Origin of the sequence: Leptolyngbya subtilissima AS-A7 (assembly GCF_039962255.1) — a bacterium.
GTDB lineage: Bacteria > Cyanobacteriota > Cyanobacteriia > Phormidesmidales > Phormidesmidaceae > Nodosilinea.
The window spans coordinates 188,632-209,986 of the sequence record NZ_JAMPKY010000010.1 but is presented as its reverse complement, the minus strand read 5'-3'; the positions used below and the strand labels follow the sequence as shown (position 1 = coordinate 209,986).

Sequence of the window (21,355 nt, the reverse complement as noted above, 5' to 3'; positions counted from 1 at the left end):
GATCTACTCCCACTCGATGGTGCCAGGCGGCTTCGAGGTGATGTCGTAAACGACCCGGTTAACCCCTTCCACCTCGTTGACGATACGGTTCGAGATTGTCTCTAGCAAATCGTAGGGCACCCGCGACCAGTCGGCGGTCATGCCGTCTTCGCTGCTGACCAGGCGCAGCACAATCGGGTAGGCGTAGGTGCGCTGATCGCCCATCACGCCCACGCTGCGCACCGGCAGCAGCACCGCAAAAGCTTGCCAAAAGTCGTGATACATGCCCTGCTTAGCGATCTCATCGCGCACCACAAAGTCAGCGTTGCGCAGAATCTCCAGCCGCTCTTTGGTGATTTCGCCGATGATGCGAATCGCCAAGCCAGGACCGGGAAAGGGCTGACGACGCACGATCTCTTCGGGCAGACCGATAGAGCGGCCCACCTTACGGACTTCGTCTTTGAACAGCTTGCGCAGGGGTTCCACCAGCTTAAATTGCAGGTCCTTGGGCAGACCGCCGACGTTGTGGTGGCTCTTGATCTTCACCGCCACTCGCTCCCCGGTCTTGGGGTCCACATTGGTATCGGCGGACTCAATCACGTCTGGGTATAGCGTGCCTTGGGCAAGGTAGTCGAAGGGGCCAAGGCGCTTCGACTCTTCTTCAAATACGCGGATGAACTCGTGGCCGATGCGCTTGCGTTTGACCTCGGGGTCGGTGACGCCCTCAACCTGAGCGAGGAAGCGATCGCGCGCCTTAACGTGAATCACCGGAATGTGAAACTGCTCAGCGAACAGCTTCACCAAACGCTCGGGCTCATCTTTGCGCATGAAGCCCTGGTCGATAAACATGCAGGTGAGCTGGTCGCCAATCGCCTGGTGCAGCAAAAAGGCCAGGGTCGACGAGTCTACCCCACCCGAGAGGGCCAGCAGCACGCGCTTGTCTCCTACCCGCGCCCGCACCTCGCGAATGGCGTCTTCCACAAAGGCTTCAGTGGTCCAGGTGGGCTGGCACTCGCAAATGTGGTAGACAAAGTTGCGAATCAGGGCAATGCCCCCTTTTGAGTGCACCACCTCGGGGTGAAACTGCACCCCGTAGAGCTTGCGAGCATGGTCAGCAACGGCGGCGCAGGGGGTGTTGTGGGTGTGGGCCAGCACCTCAAAGCCATCGGGGAGGCGGGTCACAGAGTCGCCATGGCTCATCCACATGGTGGTGGCGTCTTCGACGTTGGTGAGCAGGTCGGTGGGGTCGTCAATGAAGAGATCGGCCTTGCCATACTCGCCCCGCTCGGCGCGCTCGACCTGACCGCCGAGCTGCTGCACCATCAGCTGCATGCCGTAGCACACCCCTAGCACCGGAATGCCCATATCCCAAATAGCGGGGTCGCAGTGGGGGGCGCCGTTGTCGTATACCGAGTTGGGCCCGCCGGAGAAAATAATGCCCTTGGGGTTGAGCTGCTTAAGCTGCTCGGCAGTGGTGCGGTAGGAGAGCACCTCCGAGTACACCTCGGTTTCGCGAATGCGGCGAGCAATTAACTCAGAGTATTGGGAGCCAAAGTCTAGAATCACCAGCATTTGGCGGTTGAGATCTGGGAGCGAGGCTTCCCCAATGTCGGCAGTGGATTCGGTTTGAAGGGTCACGATGGGTTAATCCTGCAGGTGATGGTGAATTCGAGTGCGGTGCGATCAGGGTTAGGCGTCTACTGGCTTAAAAAGTTGAGGGTACCTAAGGATGCCATAGGATACGCATTCTACAAATGCTGCTGGGTGAGACGGATTACAAAGCCAAGGCTGGCTTGGCTCTTAGATAACTAAACTGAACAACCCTGAATGCTTTTGGGGTAAGAAACGTCTAAAAATGGCAGCCGCGCCTTGCCCGAGCACGGCAGGAGGAATAGATAAGTAAAAGGCTGCTATAGGATTTTTGTAAAAAAATATTCCTTCTAGTCTATCAAAACTTGATTGAACAGAGTCTGACCGCGATCGCTTCTAGCCACGATCTGCCGCTGGCGATCAAACACCATTGACCCCACCGTTAGAGAACTGCCCGTATGGGCATGGACGTAGGTGGCAGACCGCTCGTCAATGCGCTCCACCATGTGCTGATAGACGCGCCGGACCAGCTCGCCATCCTGCTCTCTCAAAATTTCTAGTCCGGCCTCCACCGTTTTGGCGTTGAGAATCTCTTGAATGATGGGCAGCGGCACATTTTGCCCAGCGCAGCAGGCGGCGAGAATCTCTTGGCGACCGTCGGCGACGTGGTGGTGGGTGTGAAAGATCCCCCCAGCTAGCTTGATTAGCTTGCCGTGATACCCCAGCAGCAGCACCCCAGCCACCCCCAGCTGCCCTGCCTCCACCAGCATTGGCCCCAGCCAGTTGGCGGTTTTCACCCGACAGTCGGGGTTGATCCCCAATTTCACCGCCAGATCCAGCCCGTTTTCGCCCAGGCAAAACACTAGGTAAGCGTGCCGCGCAGCCTTGCCCCGCAGAATTTCTCTAGACTGATCGAGCTGCCCTGGTGCGCTGAGAGGTTCAGAGATACCGGCGGTACCGAGCAGCGAAAGCCCTTCTACTACCCCAAAAGCAGCGTTGGAGGTGCGTTCTGCCAGAGCGCGACCCTCGGGCAAAATAATCGTAACGCGGAGGGTCTTTCCCAGTGGCAGTAGGGGCGTTAGGTGATGGGTAATTAACACTTGGGCGTAGCGATAGATGGCTGGTGCCCCATCCTGATCGCGCTGCTTGCCGATGCCCTCGCCCCCCTCTAGCTGAATGGGGTCAGTCTGATCGTCATCCCCCCAGGCCACCACGGACCAAAGCGGGGTATGACGGGTGAGGTCCAGGTTATCGCCGGGATCGCTGTGGGTAATAGCTAATACTGAGCCATCAGGTAAGGGAGCCAGCTGGGCAATGGGGATGTCGGCGGGGCGGGGTGGATTGAGCAGATCAAGTGTGATGATCTGGGGGCGATCGCAACTATCCACCAGTTGCCGCAGGGCAGCCACTGCCCCGGCACAGGCAAACACTGGCAGTGTATAGCCAGAGCGGGGAGAGGACGTAGCGGAGTTCATAGCGCACCGTCGGTCGTCGAGGTGGGCCAGAGGGGGAGGGCCTGAACCTGCTCTAGGGTAAGGTCGAGGTAGGTGGTGCCTTTGCTGACACTACCCTCTACGGGGCCTTGGCCAAAGTAGCCGCGATCGCCGTCGTGGGCGTGGGGGCCGCTGGCGATCGCCTCATACTTGCCGGCCCGCAGCGCTCGGTTATATGGCGATCCGACAGTCCAACCCCAGCGCGATGGAAACAGAATTAGCCCCAGGTTATCAATGCGATCGCCCTGACCGTGGAAGTGGTAGACCTGCTCAACCGCGTCAAAGCCCTCCTCACCGTCAAAGACACCGCCAAAGGAGAGCACCGTCACCTCAACCGACAGCCACTCTTTTAGATAAGGAGCTGCCCCAAGGGCGACCTGGGCTCCACCGCTAGTGCCCGCCAGCACCAGCTGAATAGGTTCCTTGCTCTCCAGGGAAACAGCCTCTGTTGCGGCCATACGCTCTAGAATGGTGGCCGCCGCCCCCCGGTTATAGGCCTGTCCGTAGCGGTTGTCGGCGGAGAGGGCCAGCCGCCACAGGTTGCGAATTTTGATCACCAGGCGGGCTAGGCTGTCTTCCTGGCCGGGGCGCTCGCTGAGCTGCCACAGCCAGCGAAAGAGGGGCTGACTACCGACATTGTCGCTCACCGCCGAGTAAGGAAACACCCCCCGCACTACAACGCAGCCAGGCACCGCCGCCGCCATCTGGTTCAAAAAGGCCTCTTCCCCTGGGTCGAGGTCAACATCGGCGACATTGCCCACCCCAGCCAAAAATACTAAATAGCACTGCGCCCCTCCCTCGGTCGTCGTGGTTCCATCAGGCAGGCTGGGGCGCTGCTCAGCCAGGCCGTTGCCATCCCGCAGCCACCACGACAGGGTACTAATCGGAGAGATCGTCCCCCAGGCCAAGAAGAATATTCCCAGGGCGGCCAACAGCTTACTGGTGTCGCCCAGCGATCGCGATATCAGAGTTTGCAGCAGAGATTTCATTGGTAGCGGCCCCAGGGGTAGACTGGGCCAGGCGATAACGGACACATTCTATGGGTCAGCGGCAGACAAGCAGGGGGCTACGGCGGGTGCTAGCCGATGCCCTAACGCTAAACCAAGATTTTTATGAGCACAGCCACCGCTACCCAAAAGCGGCACGGTTTGCCCAGGGCATTGTTGGGTTCGCCGCCCTCTCCCACGGACTGGGCAGCGGCCTCATTTTACTGCTTTACCGCCCTTCTCTGCCGCAGCTAGTGGCTGGAGTGTTGATCAACACCCTGACTGTGCTGGCTGGGTACTATTTCTGGACCTACGCGCTCTGGAAGATCAACACCTACCTAGCACCAACTACGCCTCCCTACCGAGAATTGTCGATCGCGGTGGGGTTTGCCTACACCCCACAGGTGCTAAACCTGCTGACAGTGATTCCGCTGTTGGGGCGACCAATCACGCTGGCCCTAGCGGGATGGACGCTGCTGGGGGCGATCGCCGCCGTCCGCGCCGGGCTCAATATTGGCTTGGTCAAAGCGGCCCTGCTAGCGGGTACGGGCTTTACCCTGGTGCAGGTGGGCATTGGCCTAGTGCAGGCGGGCGTGCAAAACTGGGTGGCCTGATCCGGACGTTGAACAGGTGCAAGGTGTCGGGTCCAAGAGATGACCTAAACCTTGCACCCGAAACCTTAGACCTTCAACCCTGATTTACCCCTCTCCCGTAATTGACAGCGCATCGACCCAGATGCGTGGGCACAGACCACCGGGGGTAATTTCTGCTTCGGGCTCGATATGAACAATCGCCTTGAGCAGCTCGCGGAAGTCCCCCGCTACGGTGGCCGACTCAATGCTGGTGCGATCGCCCCCATTCACCAACCACCCATCAAAGGGCAGCGAGAATGATCCCTGAAGCGCATTTACCCCAGCGTGGAGCGCCTGCAAGTCGTCGATGAAAATCACGTTCTCGGCATTCTCTAGACTAAACTCGGTCGAGGCCTCGGCCCCTGGCAACACCTGGTAATAGCTGGGGCCGACGGAAACCTTCGCGCCAATGCTGGCGTGGCCCGTAGGGCTAGCCCCCATGCGCTTGGCCGTGCCCGCGCTGTGCAAAAACTGAGTCAGTACGCCCTGCTCAATAATCGGCACCCGGCGAGTAGGGGTGCCCTCGCCGTCAAAGGTTTCGGCGCTGACATTCTCGGGGTGCAGGGCATCGTCGTACACCGACAGCAGCGGCGAAGCTATCACCGTCCCCAGCGAATCCACCGTAGACAGGCTGCGGTTGTCCAGCACGCTCTGAGCGTTGTACAGGTTTGAGAACGCTCCCAGCAGACTCAAAAACGCCTCCCCAGAAAACACCACCCGATACTTACCTGAGGCCACTTTGTTGTAGTCGAGGTGGCTGATAGTTTTTTCCGTGGCTTCCTTCAGGCAGCCCTCAATATCGAGCAGAGGCAGGCCCCGGTTTACCCGCATGGCCCCGGCAGAGCGAGGTTTGCGGCCCTCCTGTTCGGTTTTGCTATAGAGATACAGCGAAGCGTAGGAGCGGGCCTCCTGGCGCAGCGCCCCAGCGCTGTTGAGGTAAAAGCGATCGATGCTGCGCTGGGATAGACCGTTGTAAGGCACGCTGGCGATCGCCGGATGGGCCGCTAACAACTGCTTTTCGGCCTCTACCAGGGTCGAAATTAAATCTCCCACCGGGGCTGGCGGCACCGTTTCCACCTGCACATCGGCAGTAGGAGCCACGGCTTCAGGGCTAAAGTCGGGAATGTGGTCATCGACTCCAAAAGCGCTCGCTTCCTGGGCCGTTTGCAGCGCCAAATCCATACCCAGCGGGTCGACGTCACTGGTGGAGGTCACCCCCACCTTGCCGTCCGGGTTCCACACCCGCACAATCACGCTGGAGCGGTTTGAGGCCTTGACCTGCTTGGGGTCGCCCTTATCAACCTGCACGCTGGTCTCGTCTACAGAAGACCCGTACACGTCGTATTTAACGATGCCGAGCTTCTTCGCGCTCGACTCGGCGTAGGCGGCGATGTCTTGGATGGTGGGCATAGGGGAAAAGAGTGGATGGGTGGATGGGTAAGGGGTGGATGGGTGGATGGGGTGAATGGGTGAAGGAGGAAACCATTTAACGAGGATGAGTGGATGGCTTTGGCAGCTTGCCCAACTCATCCACCCATCCACCCCCTTCACTCATCCACTCTCCTAACGTCCGCCGACGGTGATCGAGTCAACCTTGAGGTGCGGCTGACCCACGGTGACGTAGATACTGCCGCTGATGGAGCCGCAGAAGCCCGCCGCCAGATCTAGATCGTTGGAGCACATGGAGATTTTGTCCATGATTTCGGTAGCTTCGCCGATTAGGGTCGCGCCCTTGAGGGGCTTGGTGACTTTGCCGTTCTCAATTAAGTAAGCCTCAGAGACAGAAAAGTTGAACTGGCCCGTGGGGCCAACGCTGCCGCCGCCCATCTGCTTGCAGTAAATGCCTTTCTCAACCGAGGCGAACAGCTCGTCTAGCGAGTAGTCGCCGGGGGCGATGTAGGTGTTGCGCATGCGGCTGGCGGCGGCGTAGGTAAAGCCCTGACGACGACCGCTGCCGGTGCGGGGATGGCCAGTGCGCATCGAGCCAGCGCGATCGCTCAAAAAGTTCTTCAGAATGCCGTTCTCAATCAATAGGGTGCGCTGGGCGGGCATGCCCTCATCATCCATGTCAATGGTGCCAAAGGCGTCAGTCGTCAGCCCTTCATCCCAGGCGGTAAGACTTTCGTGGGCGATCTTTTGGCCTTTTTTGTCGATGAAGGGGGTAGTGCCCCGCTCAATCTGGGTGGTCTCCAGCAGGTGTCCACAGGCTTCGTGGAAGATCACGCCGCCAAACTTGTTGGCCATAATTACTGGATAGCTGCCCGACTCGACGTAGTCGGCATAGAGCATCTTGCCAGCAGATTCAGCCACATCGGCGGCGGCAGTGGTGTAATCCCACTGGCGCAAAAAGGCCGGGTCGCTGGTGTCGCCCGCCCGCTGGCCAATGGAGGAGCGATGCTCACCGTCGGCGCACAGCAGGTTGTAACCCACCGACTGGGTAAGGCGAATGTCACGGGCAAAGGTGCCGTCGCTGGCGGCCACCAACACCTCTTGCCAGTCGCGGAAGTAGACGGCGCGACGTGACTGCACGTGACTGGCCTTTTGGCCCAAGGCACTGTTGGCGGCCAGCAGCACGTCGCCCATTTCCTGCATCGAGCTACACTGGCTCAGCCAGTCGTCTTTGCCTTTGGCGGTAGCGTAGTCGCGCAGCAGCTCCAAGTTAATTTCGGCCAGGTTGGTGTGGGGGCCGGGCAGAGTCAGCCCCATAATGGCAAGGGCTTTGTCGAGGGCAGCCTTGAGTCCATTAAAGGTGAGATCGTTGGTGCTGACATAGCAGTCGGCTTGGCCACGAAACACGCGCACCCCGGCACCGGTCACCAAGCGGGGCGACAGGCTAGTGATAGCGTCGTCTTCGGCTTGACAGCTAATGTAGTTATTGCGCTCTAGGAAAAACTCAACAAAGTCGGCCCCAGCGGCGCGACCTAGCCCAAGCAGGGTCGATAGGGTGGCCTCCCAGGCGCTGTCGAAGCGATCGCGAGGGGCGGCATAATCCCGCTGAAGCAGGTCATTGGTCTTAAGCAGCGGGGTTGGGAAGGGTGCAACCGTCATGCCAGTGAATCCTTGGTGGGGTGAGGGATCGTCCCGTTGGAACCTTCATAGTCTAACAAACCTGCCGAATTGAGGCCGAGCAGGCCTACCTGTAGACCGGCAGTGCGCGGCAATGTTGACTCGGCAGCCTAGATCAACTGTTAACCTCTGTTGCCGAAAAATTAATTATTGTTGAAAGCTGTAACCATAAAATGGCTGTGCTAAGATAGCTCAAAGATTAAGAAAAACAAAAGTTTTTTGTTTTTCGCGGCTCTGTTACACCTTGCCTCCAGCTTTTGTAGGCTAGAGTTTTGGGCAGACCTCAAAATCCTCACAAAGCCAATCCCTTACGTGCTCTGTTGACCACGGGCGGAATGCCTCTCTAGCAGCTTCTAGTGTCGACTAGCCTGCACCCTTAGGCCCCAACAAGGAGATAGTCCTGTGGTTTTGCAAACAACAGCTCCCGTGTCAAACCCTGTGCAGTCTCAAGTACCCCTGGTGCTAGTTGTCGATGACGACGACGATAGCCTCACGCTAATGGCCTACATACTAGAGCAGCTCTCGTGCCAAGCCTGTTTTGTCGCCGATGGGTTTGCCGCTTTGGCAGCGGCTCAGCAACATCATCCCACCCTGATATTGTCCGACATCCATCTGCCTGAGGTAGATGGCTACAGCTTACTGCGTCAGCTGCGAGCCGACGACAATACCCAAAACATTCCGGTGGTCGCCGTGACTGCCCTAGCGGGTAGCGATAACCGACACAAGATCTTAGCGGCTGGGTTCGACGACTACATCAGCAAACCCTTTTTGGTGAAATCTGTTGAACAGCTCGTCGGTCGCTTCATCGGTCTAGGACAGCCCGTTGGCTGAGCAGGGCCAAGGCTAAGATGCCTTAGCGGCAGGGCGAATCTCTGGCGGGCCAGACAAGATGATGACAATGCCGGTGCGCCCTGTCTCCAGGGTCGCATCGGTCATAATGTCGACCACTTCGCGCTCGAGAGCCTGCTCGGTGATTTCAATGATCTGAGGGCGCAGGGCCATCGATAGGTCAGCCCGCACCTGTTCAGCGAGGGCTGTATCTCCGGTTTCAACCAGCAGCTGTTCAGGCTTAGTCACGGAATCTTCGAACACCAGCAGCAACTTGTCATCGATTAGTTGGCAGGTGATTTTGCCGATGGCATGGTTGAGCTGTTCGCGATAGAGCCGCTGGAATTGCTGAGTTAAGTGACGCTGAATCTGACCGGCCGTTGGCAGCAAAGTTGAAGGAGTGGTGTCCATAGAACGCTTTAAAGTTGACGGTCGACTATAGGCCCTGCTTCAAGGGTATAGCCAACTGTGAAACTCTTGAAGCAGGGCTCATTTGCTTGGCACCGGGCATACCTAGGGGCGCTACCTAGGTTACAAGCCCCGATCGCAAAGCGCGCACGGCCGCCTTAGTGCGATCGTCTACTCCTAACTTGTTGAGAATGCTGCGCACGTGGGTCTTGACCGTGCCAACGGTGATGTAGGAACGCTCAGCAATCTCAGCATTGCTGCACCCACCCACAATCAGCTCTAGAATTTCTAGCTCACGCTCAGTCAGCGGGTAGGATTCTAAAATTTGCTCAAATTCAGGCTCGATCGCCTCAATAGAGACAGTGCGGTTGCCGATGGCCATGGCCCCTGCGGGGGTTTTGCGCACCTGGCGTAGCACCACACTTGCCACAGCAGGGTCAATCCAGGAATTCCCCTCGTGGGTCTCACGCACCGCCACGATTAGGTCGTCAAGCTCGGTCTGCTTCATACAGTAGGAGTCAGCGCCGGCGGCAAAGGCAGCCATGACTGCGGCTTCGCTATCGTGCATAGTGAGCATCAGCACACGGGTGGGGTTGCCCTCAAGGCCGCTTTGGTTCTGGCGCAGGCGCTCTACTAGCTCAATGCCGTCGATGTCGGGTAGGCCAATATCGACGATGGCGATGTCAGGGCGCTCGGTCTCAAGCAGGCTCAACCCGCGAGCACCGTTGGCGGCTTCACCCACAACCGTCATGTCAGGCACCCGCTGCAGGGCTGCCTTGAGGCCTAGTCGAGTAAGGTCGTGGTCTTCAATGAGTACAATGCGGATGTCTGTCATTAGATGGCCTCCTAAACGAGGCATTAGAAACGGTTGTGGGCGGCTCGTCATCGCCCAGGGTGCCATGATTATGGACTAACTATAGGGCATCAGCACATACCCTTGGGCAGACCTCGGTTAGGCAGGGACTATATCCCTAGACAGACTTTGCTCTATCAAAGGGCTATGGGTCAAAATCACCTGCGAAATCAATACTTCTCACGATAGGGATAGAGCCATGGACGAGTACTGGCGGTCTTTGCTATCGGGGCCCTACATTCCCCACGGGCACTGCTATCTGTGGCAGCCTGGCCTGGTGTGGCTGCACCTGCTGTCAGACGCGCTAATTGCGCTGTCGTACTGGATGATTGCGGGAGCCCTGGTTTATTTTGTAAAGCGGCGGCCCGACGTTCCCTTTAGGCCATTGTTTTGGCTGTTTGCGACCTTTATTGCGGCCTGCGGTGCTACCCACCTGCTCGCGGTATGGACGCTGTGGTTTCCCACCTACTGGGTGTCGGGGACGATGAAGGCGCTGACGGCACTGGTGTCGCTGGCCACGGCGATGGAGTTGGTGCCTCGGCTGCCGTCGGCCCTGGCCCTGCCCAACGCCACGCAGCTGATGGATATGAACCGGGCGCTGCAGGATGAAATTAGCGATCGCAAGCAGGCCGAAGCCGGCCTGCGCACAGCCGAGCAAGAAGTGCGCCAGCTCAACCAGACCCTAGAAGACCGGGTGCAGCGCCGCACCGCCCAGCTCGAAGAGGCGAAGCAGCAGATCGAAACGCTGCTCGAGCAAGAGCGCCAAGCCCGCGTTACCCTGCAAAGCACCACTACCGATTTGCAAGAGACGGCGGAGCGCCTCAATCTAGCCCTAAGTGCCGCCCAGATGGGATCTTGGGATTGGCAGCTCGACACCAACACTCAAGTTTGGTCGCCGCGCACTGAGCAAATTATGGGCTTTGAGCCCGGCACCGTTTCCCACACTGCTGAGGTTTGGGCTGAGCGGGTGCACCCGCAGGATTTACCGGAGATCCAGGCGTTGGTGAATGACGCGATCGCCACCCAAACCGAGTTTGTGGGGCAGTACCGCAAGCAGTGGCCCGACGACACCTGGCACTGGATCAGCGTCTATGGTCGAGTGGTAGCGGTTAAAGATGGGCGCGCCCAGCGCATGGTAGGCGTAGTGCAAGATATCACCGTCGCTAAGCAGGCGGAGCTAGATTTGCAGGCCAGTGAACGGCGGTTTCGGGCTGTTTTTGAGCAGGCGGCAGTGGGCATGGCCCGCCTTGACTGGCAAGGGCACTGGATTCAGGTGAACCAAAAGTTCTGCGATATTTTGGGCTATCGGTCTGAGGAGTTGATCAATCGCTCCTTTCAATCAATTACCTATGAGGCCGATCGCCAGCAAGATGAGTATTATTACCACCAGCTGCTCACCGAGCACACCCCCTGCCAGTTTGAGAAACGCTACCTCCGCAAGGATGGTACTCCCCTCTGGACGCTGGTCACCGCGTCGGTCGAAAGCGACGAGGCCGACCGCCCCTTAGCATTCATTGCCATCGTCGAAGATATTGAAGACCGCAAAGCAGCCCAAGAAGAGCTCCTGCACCGGGCTGACGAGATGGCCAACACTAACCTGATGCTGGCCCACACCACCGCCATGCTAGAACAGCGCAACGCCGAGCTTGACCAGTTTGCCTACGTGGCTTCCCACGATCTGAAGGCACCGCTGCGGGCGATCTCTAACTTGGCCGACTGGATTGGCGAAGACTTGGAGGGGCAAATCCCGGCCGAAAACCGTCGTCAGCTCGACCTGTTGCGCAGTCGAGTCCAGCGGATGGAAGCCCTAATCAACGGCCTGCTGGAATACTCACGGGTGGGCCGTCGCCAGCGCAGCATGGTAGCCGTAGACCTGAACTTGTTGCTAGACAACGTGATCGATTCTCTCGACCCACCAGAGCAGTTTCGAGTGGAGGTGCCGACCGATTTACCTACCCTCTATAGCCACAAAACGGCCCTGGGTCAGGTGTTTGCCAACTTGATAAACAATGCTATCAAGCACCACCACTGCGCTAGCGAAGCTTGCCCAGAGGGCAATCGCGGCACCGTGCGCATTACCTGGCAAGACCAGGGCCAATGGCTCGAGTTTGCGATCGCTGACGATGGCCCCGGCATTGCCCCTCAATATCACGACAAAATTTTCACCATCTTTCAAACCCTCAAGGCCCGCGACGACTTCGAAAGTACTGGCGTCGGCCTGGCGGTGGTCAAAAAGATCGTCGAGGCCGAGAATGGTCGCGTGTGGCTCACTTCTACTGTGGGCGAAGGCACAACATTCTACTTCACCTGGCCCTTCATCAAAACTCCACCCGCCCAAGTCAATGAAGACCCAGCAGACCCTAACTCATAGCCGTGTAGCGATTGGGCTGCGCTAGTGACAGCGAAAGGAAGCCATTCAGCGATCGCCTATGTGCAGCAAAATGAAATTCGTAAGCAGCGATCGAGCTTCACCCTGCCTTGATTCCCGCATTCTTCTAGGCGGCCTGTCTTGCCGCCGACAATTAAAACGAGTTTCTGCGATCGCTTCGTTAAGATAACAATGCCCTCAGCATTGTTATCTCTGTGACCCAGCCGCCCTCTAGCCCAGACCCACAGCCCGATCCCCAGCTTGAGCCCCTGACCCGCGTGCAGGTGCTGGTGGCGATGGGCGTAACAGCGGTGGTGCTGCTGCTGATTTCTAAAGCCTGGCTGTACTTTGACCCAGCAGAACTGATGCCGGTGCAGCTGTCTTGGACAGATGGTCTGCTGGGAGTGGGATTGGGGTTAGCAATCACCGTAGCTAGCGGTGTGGTCTATCGTCTGTGGCCCGCCTACCGCCAAAGCGCGGATACCTACCTGACCCTGGTGCTTCAACCCTTGCAGTGGCCCGACATAATCTGGCTGGGGCTACTGCCGGGACTGAGTGAAGAACTGCTGTTTCGGGGGGTGATGCTGCCCGCGATCGGCATGAATACCCTGGGCATTGTTGTGTCGGCGGCCAGCTTTGGGGTACTGCACCTGAGCAGTTTGCAGCAGTGGACCTACGTGGTGTGGGCCACGGCCATTGGTCTGGTGCTGGCGATCGGGGCAGTGCTAACGGGCAACCTGCTAGTGCCGATCGTGGCCCATACGGTGACAAATTTGGTTTCTAGCGTTGTGTGGAAGCTGCGGCAGCAGAGCACGACGGCGTGATTTGGAATTTCGGGGTCTAAGGTTCAGGGAGCACCCCTAGACCCTATACCTTGAACCCTGCACCACACACCCTATCCTCCCTCTTGCATGCAGTTGTCAGGGCTTCCTAGCAATGTCAACAGAATTCGGGTTTTGGTATACCGTTATCCAAAAATTCTGTTTATTCTGTCTGAAGAGCATAGCGCTGGGCACACCCTCGACTTTGCTCTCGCAAATATGTAAGCCGGTAGAGCTTGATTCGGCTGTGAATTGTCTACCTTGGCAGAGTAGTTCTTCGCTAGCTAAGCGCAGAACCAGTGTAGTTTTTGCGATTAAGCTAACCCCACTGAACCTTAGCCCTGATTGGGATGTGAGCAGGTTGTTGATGGATTGCAGCGCTATTCAGTTTAAGTACGCTAATCAGTTTTCTACTGAGGATTTGAACCAGCTGGTAAGGCTGTTTCAGGCGGCGGCGTTTTGGGCCAAAGATCGCACGCGGGAGGATATGGAAACGGCGATCGCCCACAGCTACCCCGTCGTTACCGCTTGGGATGGCGCCACGCTGATTGGTTTTGCCCGCGCCACCTCCGACGGCGTCTTTCGAGCCACCATTTGGGATGTGGTGATCTCGCCCGACTACCAAGGCGGCGGGCTGGGCCGCAGGCTGGTTGAAACTCTGGTGGCTCACCCCCACATGAGCCGAGTCGAGCGAGTGTACTTAATGACGACCCATCAGCAGGGGTTTTACAAGCGCATTGGCTTTGAAGAAAATGCTTCCACCACGATGGTGCTCTACAACAGTGCCGAGATCGAGATGCTGCCTTCCCTCAGCCATCCCGCTGAAGCACCTACCGAAATCACGGTTGGTTAAGAACTCGCCCCCGGCCCATAACTCCTCTGAGGGGTAAGGTAAGCTACCATTTTATAGGCGGCTCCGGGGTGGAGCCGATATTTATTAGGCCAAAAATTCAATGCACCAAACCCAGGATCTTCACGTTGTTGAGACTCGCCCTCTAGTCAGCCCTGCGCTGCTGCACCACGAGTTTCCGATGTCGGCAGAGGCGGCAACGCTAGTGGCAGAAGCACGCGATCGCATTCGCCACATTCTCTACAACGAAGACCGTCGCCTGCTCGTCATCGTCGGACCCTGCTCGGTGCACGACATTGACGCCGCCTATGAGTATGGGCAAAAGCTGGCCAACCTGCGCCATGAGCTCTCGGGCCAGCTCGAAATCATCATGCGGGTTTACTTCGAGAAACCTCGCACCAACGTCGGCTGGAAGGGTCTGATCAACGATCCCCACCTCGACGGCAGCTACGACATCAACACCGGCCTGCGCCTAGCCCGCAAGCTGCTGCTCGACCTGGCCCACCTGGGGCTGCCCGCCGCCACCGAACTGCTCGACCCGGTGACGCCGCAGTATATTGCCGACCTGATTGCTTGGACTGCGATCGGCGCTCGCACCACAGAAAGCCAGACCCACCGCGAGATGGCTTCGGGCCTTTCGATGCCCATCGGCTTTAAGAACAGCACCGACGGCAGTCTGCAAGCCGCGATGAATGCCATGGTGGCCGCCAGCCGCCCCCACCACTTTTTGGGCATCAACCAGAGCGGTCTAGCCAGCATTGTCACCACCACCGGCAACCCTGACGGGCATCTGGTGCTGCGGGGCGGCAAGGATGGTCCCAACTTTAGCGCCGACCATGTGGTCAAAGCCGCTGAAGAAATGGCCAAACTCAAGCTCAACCATCGCATGATGGTCGATTGCAGCCACGCCAACGCCAATAAAGACCACAACCGCCAGACCAATGTGCTGGATGACATTGCCGCCCAAGTCCGCGACGGCTCGCGCCACATTCTCGGGGTGATGATCGAGAGCCATCTGAAGGCAGGCAGTCAATCGATCCCCGACAATTTGCGGCAGCTCACCTACGGCCAGAGCATCACCGATGCCTGTGTTGACTTCGACACTACCGCCGCAATGCTGCGGAAGTTGGCTAGCGCAGTAGAACCATCGCTGCAAACTGCGCCTCTCAGCTAAGCTAACCATTCATAAGTTGGGTCATTGCCCTAATTGGCCAGCCCGACGTGCGATCCCCCACAACTGCGTAAACGGCATTGTTGAACTGAGGCACGAATTTTTGCAGGGGCGAATGGTCGTTCGCCCCTGCAAAAAAGGTTCAAATTTTTGGATTCATCCCTGTACTCAGCAACCCACAGGTCTTTTGTTTACTTTACTAGGCTGTTTGAGCAGATACCTTAATCTGCGTAACCCAAACTCAATAGAACGAACAGGAAAAAGTTTGTGGTTAGCGCTACTGAACCAATGCCGCTGCCCAGGGAGAGAAATTTTTTGATGGATTGATTGGTGTACAGCTTAAGCAAAATAGCAGCGGCAACTGCTAGAACAATTGAGATGGCTGTAGCAAGCCACATTAGTGGATACCCCTGCTGAACCAAGGCATTGTCTGATAAACCCAGAAAAGAGAGCACATGGTGTGAATTCCACATCAAAGACCGCCAGCAAAGACTAAAAATTCCAGCACTGATACTAATACTGATTAGAATCCTGGTGAATTGATTCAACCTTTGCCAAAGTAGAAAGGCGGTGGCCAGAGCTGTTCCGGCACCCAAAGCGATCGCTCCTCCATTGACGACCCAATCCCAAGTGTTAGGCGTAAACCCGTACGGTGTTACCAAGTCGTATTGCACACGACCGAGGAAACCCCAAACTAAGTGATACACACCAAATCCACAGGCAAGACTTGTGAAAGCCTTGCTCAATCTTCCGGGTTTCACCCAGGTCGAAAACGCAGCAACAATACCTGCTCCAATAGACAGTGCTGCGCTAATCCACATGATACGCAGTTCACCCAACTGCATGAGAGCATTGATTCCCCAATAGTCTTGCTTGACAGCCTGTAGTTGCTGAGAGCTTAATCCTAAGTCGGTAATCTCATAGATATCGGACAATATAGGGGCATAGGTTTGCCCTGTTCTTTGACAGTTAACCGATCGCCCATCATATAAAGCACGACAATCACTAAAGTAGTATTGATCGTCGTTTCCTTTGGTCAGGCTAAGGTCTAGCGAACGATTTTGAATTTTTGTTTGGCACTGAAATTGCTGTTCTGTTTCTGTGCAGGTAAAACTCTTATTAGGCAAGTGAACGACAGCGCTATCTTCGCCTCTGATGGCTGCGCTGGCAAAAGGTGTGGTGCTAGGCACACTTGGAGCATTAGACAGAAGTAAAAATAGAAAAGCACCGGCTAGTGCTACCCATAAACTGGCTAAAAATCTTGATAGAAATAATGCCGCTCTACGCATTGCTCTTGATTCCCTAGAAGTTTGGCTGCTTGTATAGGTAAAAAGCCTTAATTAAACGATGGTGAAGGATGTGTTGCGGCAGTGATCAATACCAGCCGAAGCTAACCCACACACTGCTAGAGTCAGCTTCGGTTTATCACCAGTAGCGATGACACACCTACGAATAATTAGGTCTGCTTAGATAGATGTTCCCCACAACCTAGAAGTTTCAAGCAATCGGACTGGAATGGGCTACTTCATTCAATCTTTAAAGCTGTGAACCGTTCAGGATAAGCGAACCTGTTGGGGCTTAGGAACTGTGGCTCTATTTATACTGCAAAAGACTGGTTAGCTGACGGAATAAACGGTCTCTGAGTTGGCAACCAAACGCCAGCGGGGGCATAACCCTAAAAAGATTTGAGCATCAGCAGCACAAAGCCTGTGCCGTAGAGCCACGGCAGCGCAACTAAGCCGAAGATGATTGGTTGCGGCGACCGGCCATACGCTATTGCCACTCCGACCCCAGAGACGACAAACATGACGGGAACCAATAGCGCGGCGACCAGAAGTAAGTCGACCCAGGGCACCTTCATATTTGCAACGCTAATAATGCTTGCCACGGCAAACAGAGCACCAAGCACGGTTGCTACCACACATACCAAGCTGTTGATAATGACAGGTAGGGGCATCTGGGAACCTCCGGGCAATGAAGCCGGTGATGAAACGGCCGCAAGCCGCAAACTATAGCAGGGGCATTATTTCAGTTTTAGGCTCTCGGGTTCATGCCCCTGCTCGCGCTGTAGCTGCACCGTGAGACTGCGGCGCTGGTTCTCCTGGGGTTTTAGCACCGCCGCTGTGCCGTTGCGGCAGGCCTCTTCTAGATCAGAGGGTAGAGTTGTGCAGGGTTCTACCACAACCACATAGTGGCCTTGCCACCCGCCATAGCTCTGAAACATCCACACATAGGGAAAGTCGGCTTGATCAAAGGTCATCAGCAAAGACGACTGGCTGCGCTGATGACGAATGCCGCAAAACCCTTGCGCTAGCTCAGACGTATAGTAAAACTCTTGCAGCTGCGACGAGGGCGGCGGCATAACCCGCAGATCAACCGCTTCGCCGTTGGCACCGATCGCATGAGGAAAGCGCGTTTTGCCCGGCTGACCAATGATTTTGCTGAACTCTAAAAACGCCGGTTCGACCCAGCAGTCGGGCAGTAATATCTCATCGCCAGCTTCGATCGCGATCGCAGCATGGTGCTTAAACAAAAACGGAATTTCTGCCTCAGACTGATTTTGAAACGAGTAAATCAGTCTGGCCTCTGGCTTCTCGGCATCGAGCTGAATCGTTTTTTCGACCCGCACGGGCACGGTTTGGCACTGGTATTCCAGCTTGAGGCTGAGGGGTGAGCTGTCCAAAATTTCCCATTGCTGCGACCACAGCTCGCCGTGGTCAGCCAAATTTCGTCCCTGAAACTCTCCAGCGGCATCGTTAGGGAACACCTCATCCCAGCCGCCTGTCCACTCATCGTCAAAAGAAGCCCCAACGGCTAGCGATCGCGTTGTTTCAGGCGCGTAGCCAGCTGGGTGCCAGAGCCAGGCATGCCCTGTTTGCAGGTCTTCTAGCTGGTCGATCCGTCCCCCTAGGTCAGGGCGAATCGTTAGCTTAATGTGAGAATTTTCTAGGATTAGAACCTGAGCTTGCTCTACCGTTTCCAGTGCCATTCCTACACTGAGTCCTTATTGACTTGCTGCCCCTAAAGGCTACAGGGCAGTCCCCAGCTGTTTACTGCATCCAAAGAGAGATTTTGCATTGTTCAGCAGAGGGCGCCCGTTTAGGACTTGTAGATCAAATCTAGGCTGGTTGCACTGACCTGGCTGGTGGGGCGATCGAGCACTAATTTCCCTGCCTGGATGCCGAGGATGCGATCGCCATATTTCAGCGCCAGATCGACCTGATGCAGGTTGCACACCACGGTCAGGCCTTCGTTGCGGCAGAGCGATCGCAGCAGCCCCAGAACCGTGTGAGCCGTTTCGGGGTCTAGGCTAGCCACCGGCTCATCGGCCAAAATCAGGCTGGCCCGCTGGGTGAGGGCACGCGCGATCGCCACCCGCTGCTGCTGTCCGCCCGAGAGCCGATCTGCCCGTTGAAAGGCCACATCCAAGAGCTGCACCCGCTCTAAAGCCGCCATTCCCTCCCGCAGCAATTCTGGCGGAAACTGGTTGAGCCAACAGCGCCAGAGGGAGAGATCCTGTAGGCGTCCGCCCAGGCAATTTTCCAGCGCTGTGCGGCGTCGCACCAGGTTGAACTGCTGGGCAATGGTGGCCATTTGGGTCCGAGCTTGCCGCAGTTCACGGGCAGAGCAAGTGGTTAGGTTCTGGCCCTGAAAGTAGACCTGGCCCTCCGTCGGCTTGATCAGCTGTAGGATGCAGCGCATCAACGTCGATTTGCCCGCCCCGCTCGGTCCCAAAATGGCGGTGAAGGTGTGTGGCTCAATTTGAAAGCTAACGTCGTCGAGGGCAGTGCGGTTGCGGTCGTAAACCTTAGAAAGGTGTTCAATGCTCAGCATGGTTTCATCCTAACCGCTGCCGCAGCCGGGCACTTAGAGCATCAATCAGCGTGACCATGGCCAAAATCAGCAGCAAAATAGTGCAGAGCCGCGGAAAATCTAGCAGCTTTAGGCTGACCAGCAGCTCGTAACCAATACCGCCCGCACCTACAATCCCTAAAATCACCGACGATCGCACGTTGAACTCCCACAGATAGAGGGTGATGCCGATCAGCCCTGGTAAGGCTTCGGGCAGTACAGCAAAGGTAAAGGTGCGAATGCGATCGCACCCCGTCGCCTCTACCGCTTCGATGGGCTCGGGCGGTAGGGTCTCTAACACCTCGGCATAGAGCTTGGCCATCGACCCGGTGGTGTGCAGTGCTACCCCCAGTGCCCCGGCGAAGGGACCAAGGCCCACAATTGAGACAAAGAACAGGGCAAAAATGGCCGTGTCAATGCCCCGCAGCAGGTTGAGTAGGCTCCGCAACGGCAGCGACAGCAGCCTAAACGGGGTGACGTTGCGGGCCACCATCACGGCCAGAGGCACGGCCGCGACTATGGCCGCGCCCGTGCCGACAATGGCGATCGCCAGCGTCTCCCAAATTGCCCCTAAGAAGCTGGGCAGCTCTGAGAAATCGGGTGGAAACAGCCGTACCAGCCATTCGCCCAGCTGAGGCAGCCGCGCCCAAAACTGCTGCGGATCGACCTCGGCTCCGTGGGCACTAGCGATGACAACCGCCACCGCCAGTACTCCCCAAAAGCCCTGCTGAAGCATGCGCCACAGTCCACCCTGCCGCTGCCACTCGCGCTGCAAGAGCGCGTCAAAATCGGTACCAGGGCTATTGCCGTTATTGGAGGGTGGCTCCATCACTCCAGCTTGCCAACAGATTTGCCAGCCGCCTCAATCGGGCTGTAGTTGCTGCCGTCTGAGACCTCAAAACCGGTATAGTTTTTGGGCAACAAGGTTTGGGTCTGCTCTGGGGTGAGGTTAACCAGCGCATCTTGCAGCCTAGTCTTTAGCTCGGTAGGGAAGTCGCCCCGCACCACAATGGGGTCATTGGGTAGCGGCTCTGATTGCCAGATGATCTTGAGCTGGCTTTTGTCGATCTTGCCCTGCTCAGTCAGCACGTCCAAGTTGCGATCGTAGTCAGAGGCAATATCGGTCTGGTCGCTCAGCACGGCGATCGCCTGAGCGGCATGGCTAGCCCCTTCGCTATATTCAAATACCGTTTCAGGATCCAGCCCCCGCCGCTTAAACTCCGCTTGGGGAATCAGCCAGCCCGAGGTTGAACCCACATCGGCCAGACTGAGCTTGAGCTTTTGCCCCTGCTGACTGAGCTCAATGGCCTCTTCGAGCGTGTCAAAGGGCGCGTCGGCTTTAGCCATCAGTACCGAGTAGTAGGTCGGTTTGTCTTTGTATTTGACGGTTGCGATCGCCTCCAGGGCAGGCTCGTTGTGGTGGGCCAGTACATAGCCCCAAGGCCCCAGCCAAGCGACGTCCAAGGTGCCCGATCGCAGCGCCTCAGAAATGCCAATCCAGTCGTCGGCCACAGTCACATCGGCGGGTAAATCTAGCTGCCCGGCCACTTCCTCAAACAGCGGCTCAAACTGCTTGCGGTTCTCATTTGGGGTTGGGAAGTAGGGGCCGACACCAAACTTGAGTTCTGTCAGCGTCGCCTCAGGAGCGGCTGAATCAGTAGTAGTTTGATTGTCAGATTGGGGTGCACAGGCGACTACAACGACCAGAGCCAGCAATCCGATTAGCCAAGCGCTCAGCCAGCCTTTGAGGCGAAGTCTATTCATACACATCTTCTTTGGGGGCATTTTTAGCTTGCTAGAGACTATTAAATCGCCTCACTGGCTGCTTTTAATCAAAAGAAAATGAGTAAGTTAGACGCATCATAATGTCCCCTTAGCCCCAAAAGGGTCAGGAACTAGCCATCGACTTCAGTGGCAACACCTTGGGCAACCAGCATTAAGCCTGATCGCGACCGTGCACCACAGCCGGGGGCGTAGTCACCTCAACAGCGGTGAAGGGTTCCAAAATTTTGTAAGTGTGAGACGCACCTTCGGGGACAACCCAAGAGTTGCCAGGTTCTAACACCACCGTCTGACCTTCGAGATGTAGCTCAGCCCGCCCGCTGATCACGTAGCCGATCGCCTCGTAGGGGCGCTGGGTCTCGGGCTTGGCGTCGTCGGGCTGCTCATTTTCCCACAGCCGCATGGCCAATTTTTTGCTAAGGGCCAGATGCTTTTGCCCCATGGCACCAATCGGTGCCGCTTCAGAGGTGACTTTGATAACGGTTGTATCGCTCATAATTTTATGCCTTAGCGGTTTCAGCTAGATTCAGCAAGTAGGCATACATGAGCCAAGGCCACAGCGTTGGCGCGGGTTGTGCGCTGCTAGGCAACCCTGGCAATACCTGGCTAAATTCTTTGCAACCGCATTCTAAGAAACTTAAAGTAAGGCAGCATCTTTCTAATGATGGAGCCTGGT

20 protein-coding genes are annotated in these 21,355 nt (G+C 56.8%); 6 read left to right on the top strand and 14 right to left on the bottom strand.

The features are described from left to right. Positions 1 to 3 precede the first annotated feature (3 nt). The 3 genes from guaA to NC979_RS20815 all read right to left on the bottom strand — a co-directional run bounded on the left by guaA (position 4) and on the right by NC979_RS20815 (position 4,051). Positions 4 to 1,617 (bottom strand): glutamine-hydrolyzing GMP synthase, encoded by a 1,614-nt coding sequence (guaA, locus tag NC979_RS20825; protein WP_431191098.1) that lies wholly within the window; start codon positions 1,615 to 1,617, stop codon positions 4 to 6. Positions 1,618 to 1,919: 302 nt separating this feature from the next. Continuing rightward, positions 1,920 to 3,044, bottom strand: coding sequence for a cobalt-precorrin-5B (C(1))-methyltransferase CbiD (cbiD, locus tag NC979_RS20820; RefSeq protein WP_190521291.1), 1,125 nt, complete (start codon positions 3,042 to 3,044; stop codon positions 1,920 to 1,922). Then, entirely contained in the window at positions 3,041 to 4,051 is a 1,011-nt protein-coding gene (locus tag NC979_RS20815; RefSeq protein WP_190521289.1) for a hypothetical protein, read from the bottom strand. Before NC979_RS20815 ends, cbiD begins: the two co-directional genes overlap by 4 nt. Before the next feature lie 50 nt (positions 4,052 to 4,101). Between NC979_RS20815 and NC979_RS20810 the strand changes: the two genes are divergently transcribed. Further along, positions 4,102 to 4,662 carry a hypothetical protein gene (locus tag NC979_RS20810; protein ID WP_199308924.1) on the top strand — a complete coding sequence of 187 codons (561 nt, stop codon included), beginning with the start codon at positions 4,102 to 4,104 and terminating at the stop codon, positions 4,660 to 4,662. 84 nt (positions 4,663 to 4,746) lie between these two features. On the opposite strand, the gene NC979_RS20805 is transcribed toward NC979_RS20810, so the two are convergent. Beyond that, complete coding sequence (locus NC979_RS20805) at positions 4,747 to 6,090, bottom strand: TldD/PmbA family protein (protein WP_190521287.1); 1,344 nt, start codon at positions 6,088 to 6,090, stop codon at positions 4,747 to 4,749. A gap of 153 nt (positions 6,091 to 6,243) precedes the next feature. Further along, positions 6,244 to 7,728: a TldD/PmbA family protein gene (locus NC979_RS20800; protein ID WP_190521286.1), complete on the bottom strand. Its 1,485-nt coding sequence runs from the start codon at positions 7,726 to 7,728 to the stop codon at positions 6,244 to 6,246. Between the two features lie 420 nt (positions 7,729 to 8,148). Between NC979_RS20800 and NC979_RS20795 the strand changes: the two genes are divergently transcribed. Then, positions 8,149 to 8,577 (top strand): response regulator, encoded by a 429-nt coding sequence (locus tag NC979_RS20795; protein WP_313887248.1) that lies wholly within the window; start codon positions 8,149 to 8,151, stop codon positions 8,575 to 8,577. 12 nt (positions 8,578 to 8,589) lie between these two features. Here NC979_RS20795 and NC979_RS20790 read toward each other — a convergent pair whose 3' ends face one another. Together NC979_RS20790 and NC979_RS20785 are read right to left on the bottom strand one after the other, a co-directional pair. Then, positions 8,590 to 8,985, bottom strand: a complete 396-nt coding sequence (locus NC979_RS20790) for a Na-translocating system protein MpsC family protein (protein ID WP_190521284.1) — start codon at positions 8,983 to 8,985, stop codon at positions 8,590 to 8,592. A 115-nt stretch (positions 8,986 to 9,100) separates the two neighbouring features. Beyond that, positions 9,101 to 9,817: a response regulator gene (locus tag NC979_RS20785; protein ID WP_190521282.1), complete on the bottom strand. Its 717-nt coding sequence runs from the start codon at positions 9,815 to 9,817 to the stop codon at positions 9,101 to 9,103. Positions 9,818 to 10,034: 217 nt separating this feature from the next. Between NC979_RS20785 and NC979_RS20780 the strand changes: the two genes are divergently transcribed. From NC979_RS20780 to NC979_RS20765, 4 genes are all read left to right on the top strand, one after another. Then, positions 10,035 to 12,206: a PAS domain-containing sensor histidine kinase gene (locus NC979_RS20780; RefSeq protein WP_190521280.1), complete on the top strand. Its 2,172-nt coding sequence runs from the start codon at positions 10,035 to 10,037 to the stop codon at positions 12,204 to 12,206. 212 nt (positions 12,207 to 12,418) lie between these two features. Next, a complete protein-coding gene (locus NC979_RS20775; protein ID WP_190521278.1) occupies positions 12,419 to 13,027 on the top strand; it encodes a CPBP family intramembrane glutamic endopeptidase in 609 nt (202 codons plus the stop codon). Positions 13,028 to 13,391: 364 nt separating this feature from the next. Further along, entirely contained in the window at positions 13,392 to 13,877 is a 486-nt protein-coding gene (locus NC979_RS20770; RefSeq protein WP_190521275.1) for a GNAT family N-acetyltransferase, read from the top strand. A gap of 100 nt (positions 13,878 to 13,977) precedes the next feature. Then, entirely contained in the window at positions 13,978 to 15,048 is a 1,071-nt protein-coding gene (locus NC979_RS20765; RefSeq protein ID WP_190521273.1) for a 3-deoxy-7-phosphoheptulonate synthase, read from the top strand. Positions 15,049 to 15,266: 218 nt separating this feature from the next. On the opposite strand, the gene NC979_RS20760 is transcribed toward NC979_RS20765, so the two are convergent. The 7 genes from NC979_RS20760 to NC979_RS20730 form a co-directional block, all read right to left on the bottom strand. Beyond that, positions 15,267 to 16,334 carry a hypothetical protein gene (locus NC979_RS20760; protein ID WP_190521271.1) on the bottom strand — a complete coding sequence of 356 codons (1,068 nt, stop codon included), beginning with the start codon at positions 16,332 to 16,334 and terminating at the stop codon, positions 15,267 to 15,269. Between the two features lie 386 nt (positions 16,335 to 16,720). Next, complete coding sequence (locus NC979_RS20755) at positions 16,721 to 17,002, bottom strand: hypothetical protein (RefSeq protein WP_190521269.1); 282 nt, start codon at positions 17,000 to 17,002, stop codon at positions 16,721 to 16,723. A 66-nt stretch (positions 17,003 to 17,068) separates the two neighbouring features. Continuing rightward, on the bottom strand, positions 17,069 to 18,034 hold the full coding sequence (locus tag NC979_RS20750) for an aldose epimerase family protein (RefSeq protein WP_190521267.1): 966 nt from the start codon (positions 18,032 to 18,034) through the stop codon (positions 17,069 to 17,071). Between the two features lie 110 nt (positions 18,035 to 18,144). Then, complete coding sequence (gene phnC, locus NC979_RS20745) at positions 18,145 to 18,879, bottom strand: phosphonate ABC transporter ATP-binding protein (RefSeq protein ID WP_190521265.1); 735 nt, start codon at positions 18,877 to 18,879, stop codon at positions 18,145 to 18,147. Positions 18,880 to 18,883: 4 nt separating this feature from the next. Continuing rightward, positions 18,884 to 19,726, bottom strand: coding sequence for a phosphonate ABC transporter, permease protein PhnE (gene phnE, locus NC979_RS20740; RefSeq protein WP_190521263.1), 843 nt, complete (start codon positions 19,724 to 19,726; stop codon positions 18,884 to 18,886). Beyond that, positions 19,726 to 20,661, bottom strand: coding sequence for a phosphate/phosphite/phosphonate ABC transporter substrate-binding protein (locus NC979_RS20735; protein WP_199308923.1), 936 nt, complete (start codon positions 20,659 to 20,661; stop codon positions 19,726 to 19,728). Before NC979_RS20735 ends, phnE begins: the two co-directional genes overlap by 1 nt. A gap of 172 nt (positions 20,662 to 20,833) precedes the next feature. Beyond that, the gene (locus NC979_RS20730; protein WP_190521261.1) at positions 20,834 to 21,175 is read right to left on the bottom strand and encodes a cupin domain-containing protein; all 342 of its coding nucleotides are present in this window, start codon (positions 21,173 to 21,175) and stop codon (positions 20,834 to 20,836) included. Positions 21,176 to 21,355 lie beyond the last annotated feature (180 nt).